The following is a 19200-nucleotide window of genomic DNA, read 5'->3' as shown; positions in this document are numbered from 1 at the left end:
AATTGAGCCGGATAAGCAATGAAGCTGGTCAGCTACAACATCCAGTACGGGTTCGGCAGCGACGGCCGCTATGATCTTTCGCGTGCCGCCGGCATCGTGGCCGGCGCGGATATGATTGCGCTGCAAGAGGTGGAGCGGCACTGGCAGCGCAGCAACCACGACGACCAGCCGGAGCTGCTTTCCCGCCTGCTGCCGGACTATCACTGGGTCTATGCCCCGGCCTTCGATATGGATGCCAGCGAGCGGCGTGATGGGCACCTGGTCAACCGACGCCGTCAGTTCGGCACCATGGTTCTGTCGAGACTGCCGATCGTCTGGTCGCGGCTGCATGCGCTGCCGATGCGCCGCACGCTGCGGCCGCTCAACACCCGCAATGCGGCGCTCGAATGCATGATCCGCACTCCGGCCGGCCCGGTCCGGGTGCTGTCGTTGCATCTCGCCCATATCGCGGTCGAAGAGCGGCTGGAGCAGATAGACTATCTGCTTGCCGAGCATCGCCGTGCGCCCTCCGACGGCGGGCCGTGGAGCGGCGCCGATGACGAGCCTGCCCGCCACTGGAGTAATGGCGAGCCGGAGCCTGAGAACCCAATGGCGGCGATCTGGCTGGGCGATTTCAACATGGAGCCGGGCAGCGCCGAATACAGCCGCATCGTCGGCAGCACGCCCTATCATCGAGGCGCTGCCTACCTCGATGGCTTTGTCGATGCCGCTGCCGTTGCCAGCGAGCCGCCAGCGGATTTCCACACCCACGTGAAGACCATCGACGGCAAGGTGGCAAAGCGCCGGCTCGACCATTGCTTCGTCGGCGGCATGTTTGCGGGGCGCGTGCGCTCGGTGAGCGCCGACATGGGTGAGGTCGCGTCGGACCATTTTCCGCTGCGGATCGACATCGATCTCGAGACGCCGCTCGCGATGGAGCACGACGGATGAGCCTGATATGACGCTCTTCGTCTTCTTCGCGGTGCTTGCCGCCGCGGCCATGCACGCGATCTGGAACGCGCTGGTCAAGGTCCATCTCGACCGCTTCCTGTCGATCACACTGATGACGCTCGGGATGGGCGCTGCTGCCCTCGTGGTGCTGCCCTTCGTCGAGGTGCCGAAAGCCGAAGTGTGGCCCTACATCATGGCCTCGGTGCTCTTCCACATGGGCTACCGGACCTTCCTGATCGGCGCCTACCGGGCGGGCGATTTTGCCCAGACCTATCCGCTGGCGCGCGGCACAGCACCCCTGCTGGCGGCCCTTGGAGGCATGTTCGTGGTCGCCGAGGTGCCGGCGCCGCTTGCCATTCTCGGCATTTTTCTGCTGTCGACCGGCACGCTGGTGATGTCGTTTCGCGGCGGCGCGCATCTGGAGAAGCTGAACCTGCGTGCGGTCGGCTTTGCGCTGGGCACCTCGATTTTCATCGCCAGCTATACGCTGTCCGACGGCAGCGGCGCGCGGCTGGCCGCCACCGCGCAGAGCTATGCCGCCTGGCTGTTCATCTGCGATGCCATTGGCGCGCTGGTGCTGTGCCTCATCCTACGCGGGCCCAGGGCGCTGCCGGTGCTGGCGCGCGACTGGAAGGTGGGCCTGTTCACCGGTGTGCTCAGCGGCGCGGCCTACTGGATCGTGATGTGGGCGATGACCAAGGCGCCGATCGCCTCGGTGGCGTCGCTGCGCGAAACCTCGATCCTGTTCGCCATGATGATCTCGGTGTTCGCGCTCGGCGAGAAGATGACGGGCTGGCGCGGTGCCGCCGCGCTCAGCATCGTTGCCGGTGTCGTTGCGCTCAGGCTGGGCTGAGCATGATCCCGAAAAGTTGCAGACTTTTCGGAAAAGATCATGCGTGAAAAACCAGCCAGATCTTTCAGCCCAGCACCGTCATTACCTGGCCGCGCCGTTCCGGGCTGAAGCGGATGACGACGATGATGCAGACGGCGACCACGCCGGCAAAAAGCGCCAGCGCATAGCCATAGCTGCCCCCGACCCTTTCCGCGATGCCTGCCTGGTAAGGGCCGCCGTAGGAGGCGGCGAGATTTCCGGCCTGATAGATGAAGCCGGGCAAGGTTGCGCGAACCGACCCGGGCGAAAGCTCGTTGAGGTGCACCGGGATGACACCCCAGGCGCCCTGGACCGCGACCTGCATGACGAAGGCGCCGATGGCGAGCATGAAAGGCGTGGTGCTGTAGGCCCACAGCGGAATCGATGGCAAGGCGATCAGGCACGCCAGGGTGATGGCGTTGACGCGGCCGATCTTCTCCGACAGCGCACCGAACGCCAGGCCACCGACGATGGCGCCGATATTGGCAACGATGGTGATCCAGCTCACCGTGTGCGGATCGAAACCATGCTGCTTCTTGAGGAAGGTCGGGTAGAGGTCCTGCGTACCATGGCTGAAGAAATTGAAGAACATCATCAGCACGACGGCATAAAGCGCAACACCCCAATGCTTCTGCAACGTCTCCAAAAGACCCGGTCTGGCGGTCTTCTGCGCTTCGACGAAAGCCGGCGATTCCGGCACATGCGAGCGGATGAAGAGCACGATCAGTGCGGGCAGGAAGCTGAGCAGGAACATGGCGCGCCAGCCGATCGTGTAGCCGCCGATCGTTTGTTGATAGAGCAGGCCATAGACCACCGCTGCCAGGAGGTAGCCGGTCGGGTAACCGCATTGCAGGATGCCCGAAACCATTCCGCGGGCGCTGGGCGGGATGGATTCCATGGCGAGCGAACTGCCAAGCCCCCATTCGCCGCCCATGGCGATACCGAACAGGGCACGAAGCGCCAGGAAGATGCCAAGATTGGGCGAGAAGGCGGCCAATGCTCCGATCACAGAATAGCTGACGATGTTGAGCATGAGGATGGGCTTGCGCCCGTATTTGTCGGCAAGCATGCCGAAGAAGAATGCGCCGATGAAACGCGTCGCCAAGGTCAGGAACAGCGCCTTCGAGACTGCCGAGACATCGGTCTGGAATTCTGTCGCAATATCCGTGAGCAGGAATGTCAGAAGGAAGAAATCAAAGGCATCGAGCGTCCACCCCAGGAATGAGGCCAGGACGGTTTTCTTCTGTTGGGCGTTGAGGTTCAAGACGTGCTCCTTTGCCATCCCCCGGGCAACGATATGTCGCCCGGTTCGCAAAAGAGAACAGCCATCAGCCGGCTTTCGAAAAGCCGGCGGTCACTTTTTCGTAAGGTCGAGATCGAACACCATCAACCCGTCGGTGCCGCCTTCGAGGGCTGCAACCAGCCGGGCGCCAGCGCGCTGATGGGCTTCATGCACCAGATAGGCGTCGCGGGCGGCGGCATCGCGGAAATCGATGGTGAAGCCGTGCGTGAAGCTGCGCGCGAACGGCTCAGGGCTGACATTGGCGCTGAATTCGACGGTGTCCATGCCGTCGATCACTTGTCGCAGCGCCTCGAGGTCAGCACGGATCGCCGCACGCTCGGCGGCGGAAATTTCATTGCGAAACCTAGCAAAAACACAGTGCCGGATCATCGTCAGGGTTCCTTCAAGCTGCACGGTTTCCGGAAAACACCGCCGGCGGAAGCGGCTCGCGGCCAAGGACCAGGTCGGCGCCCTTCTCGCCGACCATGATGGTCGGCGCATTGGTGTTGGAGGAGGGCACGCGCGGCATCACCGAGGCGTCGCAGACCCGCAGGCCTTCGATACCGCGCAGCCGCAGATCGGGCGTCACCACCGCCATGTCGTCGTGGCCCATACGGCAGGTGCCGACGGGATGGTGGTCGGTCTTGGAGCTGCGGCAAGCATAGTCGAACAGCTCGTCGTCGCTGGCGAGCGACGGGCCGGGCAGCACTTCGCGCAGTACGTAGGGCTGAAGCGCCTTCTGCCGCATGATCTCGCGCGCCAGCCTCAGTCCCTTGATCGACATGGCGCGATCGTAGGGATCGGACCAGTAGTTCGGATCGATCAGCGGATGGTCGGCCGGGTCGGCGCTCTTCAGGCGCACCGTGCCGCGCGAGCGCGGCCGCAGGAAGGCCGAATTCAAGGTGACGCCCGGATTGTTCAGTTTCTCGACACCGGCCTCGATGCCGGAGCCGAGGCCGAGATGGAACTGGATGTCGGGCGAGGCGGCGGTCGGGTCGGCGTACCAGAAGCCGCCGGTCTCGAACAGGCTGGAGGCCACCGGTCCCTTTTTCAGCAGCAGATATTGCAGGCCGGCCCAGGCAGTGCGGTGCAGCTTGGCGTAATTGTCATAGGTGTGGTCGCCGGTGCATTCGGCGATGACGAACAGATCGAGATGGTCCTGCATGTTGGAGCCGACGCCGGGCAGATCATGCACCGGCGTGACGCCAACCGCCTTCAGGTGGTCGGCAGGACCGATGCCCGACTGCATCAACAGCTTCGGCGAGCCGATGGCGCCGGAGGAGACGATCACCTCGCGCCCGGCGCGGAGGATTTTCTTCTCGCCGCCCGGCCTGTCCACGATCTCGACACCGATGGCGCGGCCTTTCTCGACGACAATGCGCGTCACCAGCACGTCGGTCCTGACGGTGAGGTTCTTGCGGGCGCGGATCGGTCTGAGGTAGGCGACCGAGGCGGATGAACGCCGGGCATCCTTCTGGGTCAATTGGTAATAGCCGACGCCTTCCTGGCTGGCGCCGTTGAAATCCGGATTGAAGGGAATGCCCATCTCCTGGCCGGCGCGGAAATAGGCCTCGCAGATCGGCAGCGGCGAAATCGGGTTCGACACACCGAGCGGACCCTGATCGCCATGAAAGTCATTGGCGTAGCGCTGGTTGTTCTCGGCGCGTTTGAAATAGGGCAGCACATCGCGGTAGCCCCAGCCGGCGAGACCCTCTTCCTTCTCCCAGGCGTCGTAGTCGCGGGCATTACCGCGCGTGTAGATCTGGGCGTTGATGGAGGAGCCGCCGCCAACCACCTTGGCCTGTGTGTACCAAAACACGCGGTCCTTCATGTGCTTCTGAGGCACGGTCGACCAGCCCCAGGAGGCGATGCCCTTGGTCATCTTGGCGAAGCCCGCCGGCATATGGATATAAGGATGCCAATCCTTGCCGCCAGCCTCCAGCAGCAGCACCGAATTCGCCGGATCCTCGCTCAGCCGGTTGGCCAGAACGCAGCCGGCGGGACCGGCACCCACGATGATGTAGTCGGTCATGACACTGTCCACTTACAGTCGCGGCACGGAGAGCGCGCCGTCGACATTGATGATCGAGCCAGTCGAAAAGCCGAGCTTGCCGCCGGCCAAGGTCGCTACCACCGCGCCGATGTCCGACGCTTCGCCCCAGCGCTTTGCCGGCACCAACCCACCGTCGATCAAGGCGCCGTATTTGGCGGTTACGCCTGACGTCATGTCGGTGCGGATGATGCCTGGTCGCACCTCGAACACAGCGATGTTTTCGGCGGCGAGCCTGAGCGCCAGGTTCTTCACCCACATCGACAGCCCGGCTTTCGAGATGCAGTAGTCCGGCCGTTCCGGCGACGCCATTTCGGCGCTGACCGAGGTGATGGTGATGATCGATTTCGGGTGATCGCCCGGTGTAGCCAGCATCGCTCTGGCGACGGCCTGGCTGAGAAACACGGTGCCGCGCAGATTGACGCCGAGCGCCCGGTCGAAGTTCTCCGGCTTGAGGGCCAGGAGGTCGCCGCGCACGACGGCGCCGACGCCGGCATTGTTGACCAGACAATCGATGCGGCCGAAGGCGCGCATCGCTGCGTCGACCAGTGCTGCGTGACTGTCGAGATCGGCAATGTCGCAGCTGATATAGGCGAATTTTGCGCCCCGCGCCGTGATGACGTCGGCAAGTCCATCGGCGGGTTCTTCGGCAAGGTCGGCGACCAGAATATCGAAGCCGGACTCCGCCAGCGCCTGGGCGCAGGCAAGACCGATGCCGCGCGCGCCGCCGGTGACGATGGCTGCGGGACGGGTCATGCTGCTAATTCCGTCTTGCGGATGTGGTCGGCGACGCGCAGCGCTTGTGCGGCGATCGACAATGCCGGGTTGACGGCGGCCGAGTTCGGCAGGAAGCCGCCATCGACGACGAACAGGTTCCGGTGATCGAAGGATTGGCAGAACGGATCGAGCGGCGAGGTCGCCGGATCGTCGCCCATCTTCACCGTGCCGCACTGGTGCGAGGGCGTGCGCTTGTCGAAGGGGCGCGACAGCACGATCGGATAGCCGCAGGCGCGGAAGTTTTCACGCATCACCTTGGTCAGCCCGTCGAGCGACTGCATGTTGGAGCGCCGCCACTGCATGACGATGTCCTTGCCGTCGACCATGATGCGGCTTTCGGGGTCGGGAAGGTCCTCGCACATCAGGTACCAGTCGACGGCGTGACCGGCGATGAAATCGAGCGCGAATTTCGGCGCGAACTTTACATTGGCGCTGAGAATGTTGCCGTCGATCTTGCCGAGAAGCTGGACGTTGCCGAGTGGCTTGCCCCCCTTGCCGTCGGACAGGTAGTAGTCGTTCAGCATCAGCGTTTTCTGGTAGACGGCGTCGTTCCTGCGGCGCGGATCGATCGCCAGCATGGCACTGGAATTGTGGTTCATGAAGTTGCGGCCGACCTGGTCGGAGCGGTTGGCGAGGCCCTTGCCACTTCCCTTGCCGTTGGCGGGTGAGGGCGAGCGCAGCAGGATGACGGCGGAATTGATCGCGCCGGCACAGAGGATGACCAGCTTCGGCGTCAGCTTTTTCAATTCGCCGTTCTGCCGGTAGTGAATGGCGGCGATGGTTTTGCCGTCGGCCGAGGCTTCGAGATATTCGACATAAGCGCCGGTCTCGAGCTTGATGTTCGGGTCGGTCAGCGCCGCCGTCAGCGGTCCCGTTTGCGCGTCGACCTTGCCTTGCCCGGTGTTGGGGAAAGCGTCCCAGCCGGTCTTGCCGTCTTTCAGCCAGGTGTCAATGTCGACGCCGAGCGGCAGCGAGGCCGGATGCAGGCCAAGGCCCTTGAGCTCGGCGCGGGCGCGCGCGATCGGCGCCTCGTCGGGCACCGGCTTGAAGGCATAGGGCGTCGAATGGAAGGGCTCGGTCGGATCTTCGCCCAGCGTGCCGCGCACACGAAACAGCTGCTCGGCCTTCGAGTACCAGGGCTCGAATTGCTCATAGGAAAACGGCCATGCCGGCGAGACCCCGCCAAAGTGCTCCATGGCGGAGAAATCCTCTTTACGGTAGCGGATCAGCACCGCGCCGTAGAATTTCGAATTGCCGCCGACATAGTAGTAGTTGCCAGGGTTGAAGGCCGCGCCGCCGGCTTCGCGCCACATCTCCTTCGGCCGGTAGTGGCCGTCGACGAAGATGGACCGCGTGTCGCGCGCATGCGGCGTTGCCGGCAACGGGTCGCCACGCTCCAGCATCAGGATCGACGCACCGCAACCAGCCAGACCGGAGGCGATCGTGGCGCCGCCGATGCCGGAGCCGATGATGACGATGTCCGGATTTGCCATGGCCGTCAGCGAATGCGGTTCTCGGTCGCCGGGTCGAAGAACACCGCCTTGGTCAGGTTGAAGGCGAGCGGCGTGCTGGTGCCGGGCTGGATGTTGGCGTCGGCGCGCAGCCGCGCCACCACGCCCTTGCCGCCAAGATTGGTGACGGCGAAGGTGTCCGAGCCTGCCGGTTCCACAACCTCGATATGGCAGTCGGCGGTGGCGATGTTGGAGGCGTTGCGCTCCGCGCCTTCCGGATCGGTCAGGGCTTCGGGGCGGACGCCGAAGATGATCGGCTTGCCCTGGAATGCCGACAGGCCTGCCGGTGCGTTGGCCATAGGCAGCGAGATCGGGTCGCGCGCCTCGCGCTGCAGCACGACGGACAGCGCGTTGCCGTTGGTGCCGATCGTCGCGGGGATCAGGTTCATCGCCGGCGAACCCATGAAGTCGGCAACGAAGAGATTGGTCGGGTTGTTGTAGATCTCGGCCGGGGTGCCGAACTGCTGCACCTCGCCGTCGCGCATGACGGCGATCTTGGTCGCCAGCGTCATCGCCTCGATCTGGTCGTGGGTGACATAGACGATGGTGGTGCCGGTGGTCGCATGCAGGCGCTTGATCTCGATGCGCATGTCGACGCGCAGCTTGGCGTCGAGGTTGGACAAAGGTTCGTCGAACAGGAACAGCTTGGGGTCGCGCACCAGCGCCCGGCCCATGGCGACGCGCTGGCGCTGGCCGCCGGAAAGCTGGCTCGGCTTGCGCTGCAGCAGGTGGCCGATCTGCAGCACCTTGGCCACCTTGTCGATCGCCTTCTGGCGCTCTGCCGCCGGCACGCCGCGCATCTCCATGCCGAAGGAGATGTTCCCGGCCACCGTCATGTTCGGGTAGAGCGCATAGCTCTGGAACACCATCGCAATGTCGCGCTTCGACGGATGCAGATCGTTGATGGCGCGCCCTTCGACGCGGATTTCGCCCGAAGTGATCGTTTCGAGGCCGGCGATGGTGTTGAGCAAAGTGGACTTGCCGCAGCCGGACGGGCCGACCAGCACCAGGAAGCCGCCCTTATCGAGTTCGACGTCGATCCCCTTGAGGATCTCGACCTGGCCGAAGCGCTTTCTCAGGCCATCAATTTCCAGAAAAGCCATCAGATTATCCTTTGACGGCGCCCGCCATCAGACCGCGCACGAAATAGCGGCCGGCGAGCACATAGACGAGAAGGGTGGGCAACGCCGCAATCATCGCGGCCGCCATGTTGACGTTGTATTCGACGACGCCTGTCGAGGTGTTGACGACGTTGTTGAGCGCCACCGTCATCGGCATCGCGTCGCCGGTTCCGGCGTAGGCCGAGGCGAACAGGAAATCGTTCCAGATGTTGGTGAACTGGTAGATCACGGTGACGACGAAGATCGGCATCGAGTTCGGCAGCATGATGCGGCGGAAGATCTGGAAGAAGGAGGCGCCGTCGACCTGCGCCGCCTTGACCAGCTCGGTCGGGAACGCCTCGTAATAGTTGCGGAAGAACAGCGTGGTGAAGCCGATGCCGTAGACGACGTGGACGAAGACCAGATTGACCGTCGGGTTGCCGAGGCCGAAGCTGGTTCCGGTCGCATTCTGCAGCGTCACGCCGAAACGGCCGATGCTGCCTAGGATCGTCGCCATCGGCAACAGCACCGACTGGAACGGGATGAAGCAGGCGAACAGCATCAGCCCGAACACCAGTGTCGCGCCACGAAAACGCCATTTGGTCAGCACGTAGCCGTTGAGCGCGCCGAGCATGGTCGAAATTAGCACCGCCGGAACCACCATCTTGATGGAGTTCCAGAAATAACCCTTGATGCCGGCGCAGGTGAGGCCGACGCAGGTCTCGCCCCAGGCCTTCAGCCACGGGTCGAAGGTCGGCGCTTGCGGCAGCGCCAGCATGTTGCCGTTCTGGATCTCGTCCATGGTCTTGAACGAGGTGACCAGCATGACGAACAGCGGCATCAGGTAGAACAGCGCGAACAGCGCCAGCAGCCCGTAAATGATGATGCGGTTGATGATCTTGACGTTGACGCCGCCGGAGGACTGACGGGCGGGAGTTGTGACAGCGCTCATCGCGGCTTCTCCCGCAGTTCGGAATAGAGGTACGGCACGATGATGGCGACGATGGTCATCAGCATGATCACGGCGCTGGCCGAGCCGACGGCCATCTCGTTGCGCTTGAAAGTGTATTCATACATGAAGTTCGACGGCAGCCAGGCCGAGCCGCCGGGGCCGCCGCTGGTCAGCGCCACGACAAGGTCATACGACTTGATGGCGAGGTGTGCGAGCACGATGAAGGCCGACAGGAAGATCGGCCGCAGCAGCGGAATGACGATGCGGCGATAGAGCTGGAAGGTGGTGGCGCCGTCGATCTGCGCCGCCTTCATGATCTCGCCGTCAATGCCGCGCAGTCCGGCCAGGAACATCGCCATGATGAAGCCGGAGGCCTGCCAGACGCCGGCGATGACCACGGTGTAGATGACGAAATCCTTGTTCTTGATCCAGTCGAAATGGAAACTCGTCCAGCCCCATTGATGCAATGTCTGCTCGAGGCCGAGGCCGGGATCGAGGAACCATTTCCAGGCAACGCCAGTGACGATGAAGGACAGCGCCATCGGGTAGAGATAGATCGGCCTCAGCACGCCTTCGCCGCGGATCTTCTGGTCGAGCAGGATGGCCAGGAACAGGCCGAGCGCCAGGCAGATGAAGATGTAGAGAAAGCCGAAAATGCCCATGTTGGTGATCGACGTGTACCAGCTCGATGGCGGGTCGGTGTCGAAGGTCCAGCCCCACAGCCGCCGATAGGCGCGGGGACCGGTGATGACATAGGACGGGAAGGTCTTTGAATTGGTGAAGGACAGATAGATCGTCCACAGGATGAAGCCGTAGACGAAGACGATGGTGATGGCGAAGCTCGGCGCCAGCACGATCTTCGGTAGCGCGTCCTGCAGGCGCGAGCGCACAGAGGCGCGCGGACGGGCGTGCTCCGGCGTCAGCTTGATCTGGCTTGTTGCTACCGTGCTCATAGGGCTCCTCCCGTCGACGCGAGGCCAACCAGGTTCGCGGATCGGAGCCTTCCCCGCCGGAGCGGGGAAGGCGTTTTGGGTGTGTGACGCTTACCTGGCGTCGTCGATCGCCTTGACCAGTTCGGTCACGGCTTCGTCCGAGGTCTTGATCTGGCCGTGGACGAACTTGGTCACGACATCCTTGTAGGCGTTGGCGATCGCCGGAGGCGCGCCGTAACCCTGCGCAAGCGAGCCGAACAGCGTGCCCTTCTCGTTAGCGGCTTTCAGGTCGGCAATGCCTTTCTTGCCGCAAGCGTCGAAGTCGGTGTCAGGCACGTCGGTACGGGCCGGAACCGAACCCTTGACGACGTTGAAGGCCGACTGGAAGCTCTTCGACAGGGTGGCGGTCGCAAGTGCGGCCTGGGCGGCCTTGCGATCGTCCGCAACATCGAACATGCCGAACATGTCGGAGTTATAAACGACACTGCCGTCGGTTCCCGGGAAGCGATAGCACAGGAAGTCGGTGCCCGGGGTCTTCTTGGCGGCATGGAACTCGCCCTTGGCCCAGTCGCCCATGACCTGCACCAGGGCATCGCCCTTGATGACCATGGCGGTGGCCAGGTTCCAGTCGCGGCCCGAGAAGTTCGGGTCGACATAGGTGACGAGCTTGGCCAGGTTGTCGAACGACTTCTTCATCGTGTCGGACTTGAGCGAAGCGTCGTCGAGGTCGTTGAAGGCCTTCTTGTAGAACTCAGGTCCTCCGGTCGACAGCACGACCGAGTCGAACATGGTGGCTTCCTGCCAGTTCTGGCCGCCGAGAGCGAGCGGGATGACGCCCGCCGCCTTGGCCTTGTCGAGCAGGGCAATGAGGTCGTCGAAGGTCTTCGGCTCGGTGCCGCCGATCTTGTCCATCACCGCCTTGTTGATCCACAGCCAGTTGACCGAATGGACGTTGACGGGCACCGCGACCCATTTGCCTTCATAGATGGTAAACTTTTGCAGCGCCGCGGGAACAGCCTTGTCCCAACCTTCCTTGACGGCGATGGCGGTGAGGTCTCCCATCTTGCCGGCTGCCGCATAGTCGAGCACGGTGTAGCCGAGCATCTGGGAAGCCGTCGGCGGATTGCCGGCTGCCACCATTGCCTTCAGCGCGACCATTGCGGGGTCGCCGCCACCGCCGGACACCGGCACGTCCTTCCAGGCATAGCCTTCCTTGGCCAGGTCCTGCTTGAGGACGTTGAGAGCAGCCGCTTCGCCGCCCGACGTCCACCAATGCAGCATCTGCACTTCCTTGACGTCCTCGGCATGGGCCGCGAAAGCAAGGCCCGATGCGAGAGCCGTTCCAATAAGAAGTTTGCGCAACATGTACTTCCTCCCTTGTTGCATCTACACGACCGGCGGATGCCCGCCGGGTTCTTCTCAACTCAGCCGACCCACCATCCGGTGCGCTGGCCGCGATGAAACTGGATTGTCTTTTCTTCGGTATAATCCTCGACAGCGCGTTTGCCGAGTTCGCGTCCGAGACCGGACTGCTTGTAGCCTCCGAATGGCAGCTCGGGATAACCTTCCATGAACGTGTTTACCCAGACGGTTCCCGAACGCACATTCCGCGCCACCGACATACAGGTGTCGATGCTGGCGCTCCATACGCCCGCAGATAAACCATAAGGCGTGTTGTTGGCGATGTGCAACGCCTTTTCAATCGATTCAAAAGTCAGCACCGAGAGCACTGGCCCGAACACTTCCTCGCGCGCTATGGCCATGTCCTCGGTGACGCCGCGGATGATGGTGGGATCGAGGTACTGGCCGGCATTCGAGGCCAACTGCTTGCCGCCGCTGTAGACGCTGCTGCCGTTGCTTGCCGCTGCCGCGACGTAGTCTGTCACCTTGGCCAGATGGTCTGAAGAGATCATCGCGCCGACCTTGGTGCTGTCATCAAGCGGATCGCCGACGGTCACCCTGGCGGTGAGCGCCTTGACCGTGCTGAGAAAATCGTCGGCGATCGCCTCGTGCACGATCAGCCGGCTGCCGGCATTGCAGCATTCGCCGGCATTGAAGAAGCCGCCGAACACCGCCGCGTCGGCGGCCGCTTCGAGGTCCGCATCGGGGAAGACGATCTGACCGTTCTTGCCGCCGAGTTCCATCGAGACTTTCTTCAGCGAGTGCGCGGCCGATGCCATGGTCGTCTTGCCGACGCGGGTTGAGCCGGTGAACGAGACCATCTCGACCAGCGGATGGCTGACCATCGGTGCGCCGACATCGGCGCCCACGCCGGCGAGGATGTTGACGACGCCGGCGGGCAGGCCGGCCTGCATCAGGATATCACCGAGCACGAAGGTCGAGGCCGAGGTCATTTCGCTCGGCTTGACCACCGCCGTGCAGCCGGCGGCCAGCGCGAAGGGCAGTTTCTGGCTGACGATGAGGAACGGGAAGTTCCACGGCGTGATGATCGAGACGACGCCGATCGGCTCGCGCAGCACGACACCCAGCATGGTGTCGCCGAGATTGGCGTAGGATTCGCCGTGCAGCGTGCGGGCGAGCGAGGCGGCATAGCGCCAGATGTCGACGGCGCCGCCGATCTCGCCGCGCGCCTGGGCGATCGGCTTGCCCGATTCCAGCGCATCGAGCCGTGCGATATCTTCCAGCCGTGCCTCGATCAGATCGGCCGTTTTGAGCAGGATCGCGGCGCGCTCGGACGCTTTCATGCGCGGCCACGGACCGGTGTCGAACGCCTTGTGCGCGGCCTGCACCGCGGCTTCGACTTCGGCTTCGCCGGCCTGTGCATAATGCGAGACGGTGAAGCCGTGGCCTGGGCTCTTGCGCTCCAGCGTGCGGCCGTCGCGGGCATCGACATGCTTGCCGTCGATCAGCAGCCGATAGGTTCCTGGCGCTGCGGATGCCTCGGCGGGCATGATGATGTTGAGGGGGGCGTTCATCTAGTTCGGAATCCTCAGGATCTTGAAAATGCGGGTTTCTGCTTGGTCTTGAAAGCACCGACGCCGGCCTTGAGATCGCCGGTCAGGGCGATGAAGCCGCTGGCCAGCGCTTCGGTCGCGGCGGCACTTTCCTCGCCTTCGGCCACGGCGATCATCAATTTGGCGGCCTCTGTCGCCAGCGGGCCGCGCTCGGCGATCTTTCCGGCCCAGGCCCTGGCTTCGGTCAGGCCGCTGCCGGTTTCGACCACCCGGTCGACCACGCCAAGGGCCAGCGCTTCGGGAGCAAGCAGAATCTCGCCGCCCAATGCCATGCGCCGCACTGTTTGCGCGCCGAAGCGGCGTACGGCACGCTGCGTGCCGGACCAGCCCGGGACGACGCCGATCGAGGTTTCCGGAAATCCGAGCTTGACGTGTGTCTCCGCAACGCGGAAGTCGCAGGCGACCGCCAGTTCCAGCCCGCCGCCCAGCGCATGGCCGGACAGCACGGCGATGGTCGGCTGCCGCAGCCGCGCCAGCCGGTCGAAGACGCGGTGGCCGTAGCGTACCCATTGCACCTGGAAATCGGCGGCGCTCATCTGCGCCCACGCCTCGACATCGCCACCGGCGCAAAAGCCCTTGCCTTCGCCGCGCAGCAATACGACGCGCACATCGTTGGCCGCCTCCGCCTCGTCGAGCGCTATCTCCAGCGCCCGCAGCATCGGAATATCAAGCGCGTTGAACTTTTCCGGCCGCCGCAAAGTGACGATGCCGATGGCGCCTTCAGTTTCAAAGGTGACGAGGCGATCAGTCATGCGCGCCTCCAAGCGAGGCGCCGCCATTCAGCGTCAGGCCGATCAACCGATCCTGGTAGAGAGCTCCCGGTGTCGTCTTGAGGTCCTTGGCGATACCGAGCGGAATCTCGGCCTGGGCCAGCACATCGCGCTGCAGGTCGATGCCGGGTGCGAGTTCGGTGACGACCAAACCGTCCGGCGTCAGCTTCATCACGCAGCGCTCGGTGACGTAGGTGATGTCCTGCCCCTGCGCGACCGCGCGCTTGCCCGAGAAGGAGATGTGCTCGACCTCGCTGACGATTTTCTTGACCTTGCCCTCCTGGTCGATGCGGATGCCGCCATCGGCCAATGAGAGTTTTGCCCCAGCATTGAAGAAGCCGGAGAAGACGATCTTCTTCGCCCGCGCCGTGATGTCGACGAAGCCGCCGGCCCCGGCGGTGACATGCGGCCGTGCAGACAGCTTCGACACGTTGACAGAGCCGTGGCGGTCGATCTGCAGGAAGGACAACAGCGAAGCGTCGAAGCCGCCGGCCTGGAAATAGATGAACTGGTGCGGCGAGGGCATGATCGCCTCGGCGTTCGAGGCGCAGCCGAATTTGAAGTCGAGCAGCGGCACGCCGCCGACAGCACCCTGTTCGATCACCCAGGTGACCTTGCCGTGCTGGCCTTCCTCGAGAAGGATGCGCGGCACATTGGCGGAGATGCCGAAGCCGATGTTGACGGCCATGCCGTCGCGAAGCTCCATGGCGACGCGGCGCGCGATCACCTTCTGGACGTTCATTTCGGCGTTGCGGAAGCTTGACAGCGGCCGGAAGATCTCGCCGGAGATTGCCGGATCATAGGGCGTCAGCGTCGTCTGCAACTGGTCGGGCGCGACGACGATGTGGTCGACCAGCACGCCGGGCACGCGCACGTCATGCGGCTTCAACGTGCCGTTCTCGACGACGCGCTTGACCTGCGCAATGACGACGCCGCCATTGTTATGGGCGGCCAGCGCCTGCTCCAGCCCGCCGAGATAGGCGCCCTCATGCTCGTAAGTGAGGTTGCCGCGCTCGTCGGCCGTGGTGGCGCGGATGATCGAGACATGCGGCACGATCGAGCGGAAATAGAGCCATTCCTCGCCGTCGAACTGCTGAACCGAAACGATCGGCTCGCTGGCGGCCGCGTTCATGGCGCAGCCCTGGTGGCGCGGGTCAGCGAAGGTGTCGAGGCCGACCTTGGTCAGCACGCCCGGCCGTTTGGCCGCGGCCTCGCGGTGCATGTCGAACAGGATACCAGACGGCACGTTGTAGGCGGCGACCGAATTGTCGCCGATCATCTTCCAGATCTGCGGCGGCTCGGACGAGGAGGGGCCTGACGGATAGGAGCCGCACAGTGTGCGCTTCAGCAGGCCGGGCTTGGCCAGATGGTCGATGCCCTTGATGCCATACATGTCGCCGGCGGCGATTGGGTGCAGCGTGGTGATGTCCTTCGGATGGCCTTCGCTGTCGAAGCGCTCGCCGATGGCGGCCAGCACTGCATCCGGACAGCCGAGACCGCTCGACGACGACACGGACACGACCATGCCATCCCTGATCAGGCCTGCTGCCTGGGCTGCGGAAACGACCTTGCTCAATTCTTGCTCCCGAGTTTCGGGTCGATCTTGACGGCTGTGCCGGAGCTGGCCGATTGCAGTGCGGCCTCGGCAGCGGTGAGCGACCAGATGCCGTCCTCGCCGGTGGCGGAAGGCTGGCCGTCGCCGCGGATCGCGGCGTGGAACTGGCGCAACGAGCGGGAATAGAGGTCCTCGCGGTCGAAGCCCAGCTCCTCCTCGCCGTTGGCTGTGCGCAGCAACACCGAGCCGACCGGCTTCTGCGTCATCACGTTGCTGGCGATCAGCGAGCCTTCCGAGCCATGCACCTCGAAGCCGGTGCCGGCGAATTTGGTGGTGAAGCCTTCATGCGACTGCGCGATGAGGCCGGATCTGAAACGCCAGATGCACATGGCGCCGTCTTCCAGCCCGCTGCCGGCCATGCCGGCCGACTGCGTGAAGGCCGAGACCTCGACCGGATCGTCGCCGAGCACGAAGCGCAGCGTGTCGGCATCGTGCACGGTGATGTCGAGCACCACGCCGCCGCCGGCCTCCGGCCTGGTGATGCGCCAGCCCTGCAGATTTTCCGGCAGATAGACGGAATGAAAGACGCGCGCGGCGATCGGCTTGCCGATATGGCCGGCGGCGATCGCGTCACGCATGGCGCGGTGCGCGCCGGCGTTGCGCAGATGGTGATTGGTGCCGAGCACGATGCCGGCGGCTTTTGCCGCGGCAACCATTGTGCGGGCGTCGGCGCTGGTCAGCGCCAGCGGCTTTTCGCACAGCACATGCTTTCCCGCCTTGATGGCAGCGAGTGCCTGTTCGAGATGCAGTTCGTTGGTGGTCGAGATGTAGACGGCGTCGATATCGGCACCGAGCAGAGCATCAAGCGTCGAGACAGCCAGCGGAATGCTGTTTTCCCCGGCATAGGCGGTGGCGCGCTCGGGGTTGGAACTCATCACGGCTGCGATCTCGCCATCGCCCTGCGCGCGGATGGCGTTGATCATGAACTGTCTGGCGATCGTGCTGGCGCCGATCAAGCCCCATCTGACGCTCATGCCGCGTCTCCCATTCCTGTGGGCCTGTTTCGGGTGCGGCGGTCTGGACCGCAGCTTTCCCTGACCACCAGATTGACCGCACCAATATGATCCTCGGCCCGCGTGGTGCGCGACTGGATCATTTTCAGCATGACATGGGCGGCACGCTCGCCAAGGCCGGCGGTGTCCACCGAAACGCTGGTCAAAGCCGGCGTGTAGTGTTCGGCCTCGACCACATCGTCGAAGCCGACGACGGCGAAATCCGCTCCCGGCTCAAGCCCGCGCTTGCGCAGCGCCAGCATGGCGCCAAATGCGACCGCGTCATTGAAGCACAAGGCCGCGGTCGGTGGCTCGGGCAGCGACAGAGCGTTTTCCAGGCAAGCAATGCCGCCCCTGCGGCTGGTCTCTCCTTCGACGACAGTCATGTCGCGGGCGGCGATGCCAAGCGTTTCGCAGGCTTCGCGAAAGCCGCCCAGCCGCTCGTGATAGACCACGAGGTCGGACGAGCCGCCAAAGAAGGCCAGCCGGCGGTGGCCCTTGCCGATGAGATGGGCGGCGGCAAGGTAGGCGCCGCGATGATTGTCGGGCGCGATCACCGGGATGCGGCTTTCCGGCAGGCGGCGCATGGCGAAAACGACCGGAACACCCGCCGTCTCCAGCCGCCGGAAGGCGCCCGGCGTCGTGCCGCGCGCCGGCGACACGATGAGGCCGGCGACACCTTGTTCCATCAGCGATTTCAGCACTTCTTCCTGGCGCACCGGATTTTCCGCCGTGTTGGCGATGAAAGGCACGATGCCTGCCGACTGGAAGACGCGCTCCATGCCGACCGCCAGTTCGGCGAAGAAAGGATTGGTGAGATCGTTGATGACCATGCCGATGACGTTGGAGTGAGCCTTGCGCAGATTGGCGGCGCCGCGGTTGTAGACGTAACCGACATCCTCGATCGCCTTGCGAACCTTGACCGCGGTCTCAGGCCGGATCAGCCCGCTGCCCTGGAGCACGAGCGATACCGTCGATTTGGACACGCCTGCTTCGCGGGCGATGTCGAATATCGTCGCCTTGGCCCGGCTGGCCATCCAGATGCATCCTCCCCGGTTTTCTAGGTCAATCTATTGGAACGTTCTAATCACTGCTCCCGCCCGGAGTCAATCGGGGTTCGTTCTGAATTTGAAAAATTGATCAGGAAAGGCCGGACAGCCCATTTTACAAGGCTTTTTGTGCTGCGGCGCAGCATTTGCCAGTGAATGGGTCCTGACTCCTAAAGGTTCTTGATTTATTGGAACGTTCCATTTATAGGCGCTGCAAAAGGGGAGAGAACTATGGACATTGTCTTGCCTGGTGAGGGTGGCCGCAACAGCCGCTACGCGCTGGTCGGCCAGCCGGTGCAGCCGGTGATCGGCGCGCGGTTTTCCCGCATCGCCTATGCCGCCGCCCATGTCGTTGCCGATCCGCTTGATATGACCGATCCATGGTCGCGGCCCGTGGTCGACTGGGACAGGACCATGGCTTTCCGGCATCATCTGTGGCGGCTGGGGTTCCGCATCGCCGAGGCGATGGACACGTCGCAGCGCGGCATGGGTTTCGACTGGACAAATGCCCAGGAATTGATCCGCCGCTCGATCGCGGAAGCGCGCACCGTCGAAGGCGCCGATCTCGCTTCGGGTGCCGGGACCGACCATCTGGTGGCAAGCGCCGCCAGGACTCTCGACGATGTCATCGCCGCCTATGAAGAGCAATTCGCTTTCATCGAAGGGCAGGGTGGCAAGGCGATCATGATGGCCAGCCGCGCGCTGGCGGCTATCGCCAGGGGCCCGGACGACTATGCGCGTGTGTACGACCGCATTCTGAGCCAGGCGTCCGGCAAGGTCATCCTGCACTGGCTGGGTGACATGTTCGATCCGGCACTGATGGGCTATTGGGGCAGCAGCGATTTCGAGGCAGCGCTCGATACCGTCGTCGCCATCATCGAACGTCACGCCGGCAAGGTGGAAGGGATAAAAATCTCGCTGCTCGATGCCAGCAAGGAGGTCGCGCTCAGGAACCGGCTGCCGGACGGCGTCGTCATGTTCACCGGCGACGACTTCAACTATCCCGAACTGATCGCGGGTGACGGCAGGAAACACTCGCATGCGCTGCTCGGCATTTTCGACGCGATCGCGCCGGTCGCCAATGCGGCGCTGGCCAAGCTGGCGAACGGCGACCGCGCCGGCTACGACGCACTGATGGCGCCGACCGTGCCGCTGTCACGAAAAATCTTCGAAGCGCCGACCGAATATTACAAGGCCGGCATCGTCTTCATGGCCTGGCTGAACGGCCACCAGGATCATTTCGCGATGGTCGGCGGCATGCAGTCGGCGCGCGGCATCCGTCACTACGCCGATGTCTTCTGCCTTGCCGACCAGGCAGGATTGCTGGCCGATCCGGATCTGGCGGTCGCCAGGATGAAAGGTCTTTGCGCCGTAGCGGGCATTTCGGAATAATG

17 protein-coding genes are annotated in these 19200 nt (G+C 63.8%); 3 read left to right on the top strand and 14 right to left on the bottom strand.

The genetic code is table 11. The features are described from left to right. Positions 1-18 precede the first annotated feature (18 nt). Together AC1D10_RS28145 and AC1D10_RS28140 are read left to right on the top strand one after the other, a co-directional pair. Positions 19-930, top strand: coding sequence for an endonuclease/exonuclease/phosphatase family protein (locus tag AC1D10_RS28145; RefSeq protein ID WP_477277718.1), 912 nt, complete (start codon positions 19-21; stop codon positions 928-930). A gap of 7 nt (positions 931-937) precedes the next feature. Next, positions 938-1783, top strand: coding sequence for an EamA family transporter (locus AC1D10_RS28140; protein WP_477277716.1), 846 nt, complete (start codon positions 938-940; stop codon positions 1781-1783). Between the two features lie 64 nt (positions 1784-1847). Here AC1D10_RS28140 and AC1D10_RS28135 read toward each other — a convergent pair whose 3' ends face one another. The 14 genes from AC1D10_RS28135 to AC1D10_RS28070 form a co-directional block, all read right to left on the bottom strand. Beyond that, complete coding sequence (locus AC1D10_RS28135) at positions 1848-3065, bottom strand: MFS transporter (protein ID WP_477277714.1); 1218 nt, start codon at positions 3063-3065, stop codon at positions 1848-1850. A gap of 90 nt (positions 3066-3155) precedes the next feature. After that, entirely contained in the window at positions 3156-3539 is a 384-nt protein-coding gene (locus tag AC1D10_RS28130) for a Dabb family protein (RefSeq protein WP_477277712.1), read from the bottom strand. Then, a complete protein-coding gene (locus AC1D10_RS28125) occupies positions 3487-5115 on the bottom strand; it encodes a GMC family oxidoreductase (RefSeq protein ID WP_477277710.1) in 1629 nt (542 codons plus the stop codon). The genes AC1D10_RS28130 and AC1D10_RS28125 overlap by 53 nt, the downstream gene beginning before the upstream one ends. Before the next feature lie 12 nt (positions 5116-5127). Further along, positions 5128-5889, bottom strand: coding sequence for a 3-ketoacyl-ACP reductase (locus AC1D10_RS28120; protein ID WP_477277708.1), 762 nt, complete (start codon positions 5887-5889; stop codon positions 5128-5130). Then, complete coding sequence (locus AC1D10_RS28115; protein WP_477277706.1) at positions 5886-7403, bottom strand: GMC oxidoreductase; 1518 nt, start codon at positions 7401-7403, stop codon at positions 5886-5888. Before AC1D10_RS28115 ends, AC1D10_RS28120 begins: the two co-directional genes overlap by 4 nt. Before the next feature lie 5 nt (positions 7404-7408). Then, complete coding sequence (locus AC1D10_RS28110; RefSeq protein ID WP_477277704.1) at positions 7409-8524, bottom strand: ABC transporter ATP-binding protein; 1116 nt, start codon at positions 8522-8524, stop codon at positions 7409-7411. A 4-nt stretch (positions 8525-8528) separates the two neighbouring features. Continuing rightward, positions 8529-9473 carry a carbohydrate ABC transporter permease gene (locus AC1D10_RS28105; protein ID WP_477277702.1) on the bottom strand — a complete coding sequence of 315 codons (945 nt, stop codon included), beginning with the start codon at positions 9471-9473 and terminating at the stop codon, positions 8529-8531. After that, positions 9470-10426 carry a carbohydrate ABC transporter permease gene (locus tag AC1D10_RS28100; protein ID WP_477277700.1) on the bottom strand — a complete coding sequence of 319 codons (957 nt, stop codon included), beginning with the start codon at positions 10424-10426 and terminating at the stop codon, positions 9470-9472. The genes AC1D10_RS28105 and AC1D10_RS28100 overlap by 4 nt, the downstream gene beginning before the upstream one ends. Positions 10427-10516: 90 nt before the next feature. Further along, positions 10517-11770 (bottom strand): ABC transporter substrate-binding protein, encoded by a 1254-nt coding sequence (locus tag AC1D10_RS28095; RefSeq protein ID WP_477277698.1) that lies wholly within the window; start codon positions 11768-11770, stop codon positions 10517-10519. A 59-nt stretch (positions 11771-11829) separates the two neighbouring features. Next, positions 11830-13341, bottom strand: a complete 1512-nt coding sequence (locus AC1D10_RS28090) for an aldehyde dehydrogenase family protein (RefSeq protein ID WP_477277696.1) — start codon at positions 13339-13341, stop codon at positions 11830-11832. Between the two features lie 14 nt (positions 13342-13355). Beyond that, positions 13356-14132 carry an enoyl-CoA hydratase/isomerase family protein gene (locus AC1D10_RS28085; protein WP_477277694.1) on the bottom strand — a complete coding sequence of 259 codons (777 nt, stop codon included), beginning with the start codon at positions 14130-14132 and terminating at the stop codon, positions 13356-13358. Further along, positions 14125-15726, bottom strand: a complete 1602-nt coding sequence (locus AC1D10_RS28080) for an acyl CoA:acetate/3-ketoacid CoA transferase (protein ID WP_477277692.1) — start codon at positions 15724-15726, stop codon at positions 14125-14127. The genes AC1D10_RS28085 and AC1D10_RS28080 overlap by 8 nt, the downstream gene beginning before the upstream one ends. Next, the gene (locus tag AC1D10_RS28075; protein ID WP_477277690.1) at positions 15723-16739 is read right to left on the bottom strand and encodes a Gfo/Idh/MocA family protein; all 1017 of its coding nucleotides are present in this window, start codon (positions 16737-16739) and stop codon (positions 15723-15725) included. The genes AC1D10_RS28080 and AC1D10_RS28075 overlap by 4 nt, the downstream gene beginning before the upstream one ends. Then, the gene (locus AC1D10_RS28070) at positions 16736-17794 is read right to left on the bottom strand and encodes a LacI family DNA-binding transcriptional regulator (protein ID WP_477277688.1); all 1059 of its coding nucleotides are present in this window, start codon (positions 17792-17794) and stop codon (positions 16736-16738) included. Before AC1D10_RS28070 ends, AC1D10_RS28075 begins: the two co-directional genes overlap by 4 nt. Before the next feature lie 243 nt (positions 17795-18037). On the opposite strand from AC1D10_RS28070, the gene AC1D10_RS28065 reads away from it, so the two are divergent. Beyond that, a complete protein-coding gene (locus tag AC1D10_RS28065) occupies positions 18038-19198 on the top strand; it encodes a dihydrodipicolinate synthase family protein (protein WP_477277686.1) in 1161 nt (386 codons plus the stop codon). Positions 19199-19200 lie beyond the last annotated feature (2 nt).

It is taken from the genome of Mesorhizobium sp. P2_A8 (assembly GCF_056404935.1).
Note: the sequence above shows the minus strand (reverse complement) of the source record. Positions and strands in the feature narration are given on the sequence as shown.

Coding starts and splice junctions, on each gene's coding strand:
- AC1D10_RS28145 (WP_477277718.1), top strand. CDS start 19: ATGAAGCTGGTCAGCTACAACATCCAGTACGGGTTCGGCAGCGACGGC.
- AC1D10_RS28140 (WP_477277716.1), top strand. CDS start 938: ATGACGCTCTTCGTCTTCTTCGCGGTGCTTGCCGCCGCGGCCATGCAC.
- AC1D10_RS28125 (WP_477277710.1), bottom strand. CDS start 5,115: ATGACCGACTACATCATCGTGGGTGCCGGTCCCGCCGGCTGCGTTCTG.
- AC1D10_RS28120 (WP_477277708.1), bottom strand. CDS start 5,889: ATGACCCGTCCCGCAGCCATCGTCACCGGCGGCGCGCGCGGCATCGGT.
- AC1D10_RS28115 (WP_477277706.1), bottom strand. CDS start 7,403: ATGGCAAATCCGGACATCGTCATCATCGGCTCCGGCATCGGCGGCGCC.
- AC1D10_RS28110 (WP_477277704.1), bottom strand. CDS start 8,524: ATGGCTTTTCTGGAAATTGATGGCCTGAGAAAGCGCTTCGGCCAGGTC.
- AC1D10_RS28105 (WP_477277702.1), bottom strand. CDS start 9,473: ATGAGCGCTGTCACAACTCCCGCCCGTCAGTCCTCCGGCGGCGTCAAC.
- AC1D10_RS28100 (WP_477277700.1), bottom strand. CDS start 10,426: ATGAGCACGGTAGCAACAAGCCAGATCAAGCTGACGCCGGAGCACGCC.
- AC1D10_RS28095 (WP_477277698.1), bottom strand. CDS start 11,770: ATGTTGCGCAAACTTCTTATTGGAACGGCTCTCGCATCGGGCCTTGCT.
- AC1D10_RS28090 (WP_477277696.1), bottom strand. CDS start 13,341: ATGAACGCCCCCCTCAACATCATCATGCCCGCCGAGGCATCCGCAGCG.
- AC1D10_RS28085 (WP_477277694.1), bottom strand. CDS start 14,132: ATGACTGATCGCCTCGTCACCTTTGAAACTGAAGGCGCCATCGGCATC.
- AC1D10_RS28075 (WP_477277690.1), bottom strand. CDS start 16,739: ATGAGCGTCAGATGGGGCTTGATCGGCGCCAGCACGATCGCCAGACAG.
- AC1D10_RS28070 (WP_477277688.1), bottom strand. CDS start 17,794: ATGGCCAGCCGGGCCAAGGCGACGATATTCGACATCGCCCGCGAAGCA.
- AC1D10_RS28065 (WP_477277686.1), top strand. CDS start 18,038: ATGGACATTGTCTTGCCTGGTGAGGGTGGCCGCAACAGCCGCTACGCG.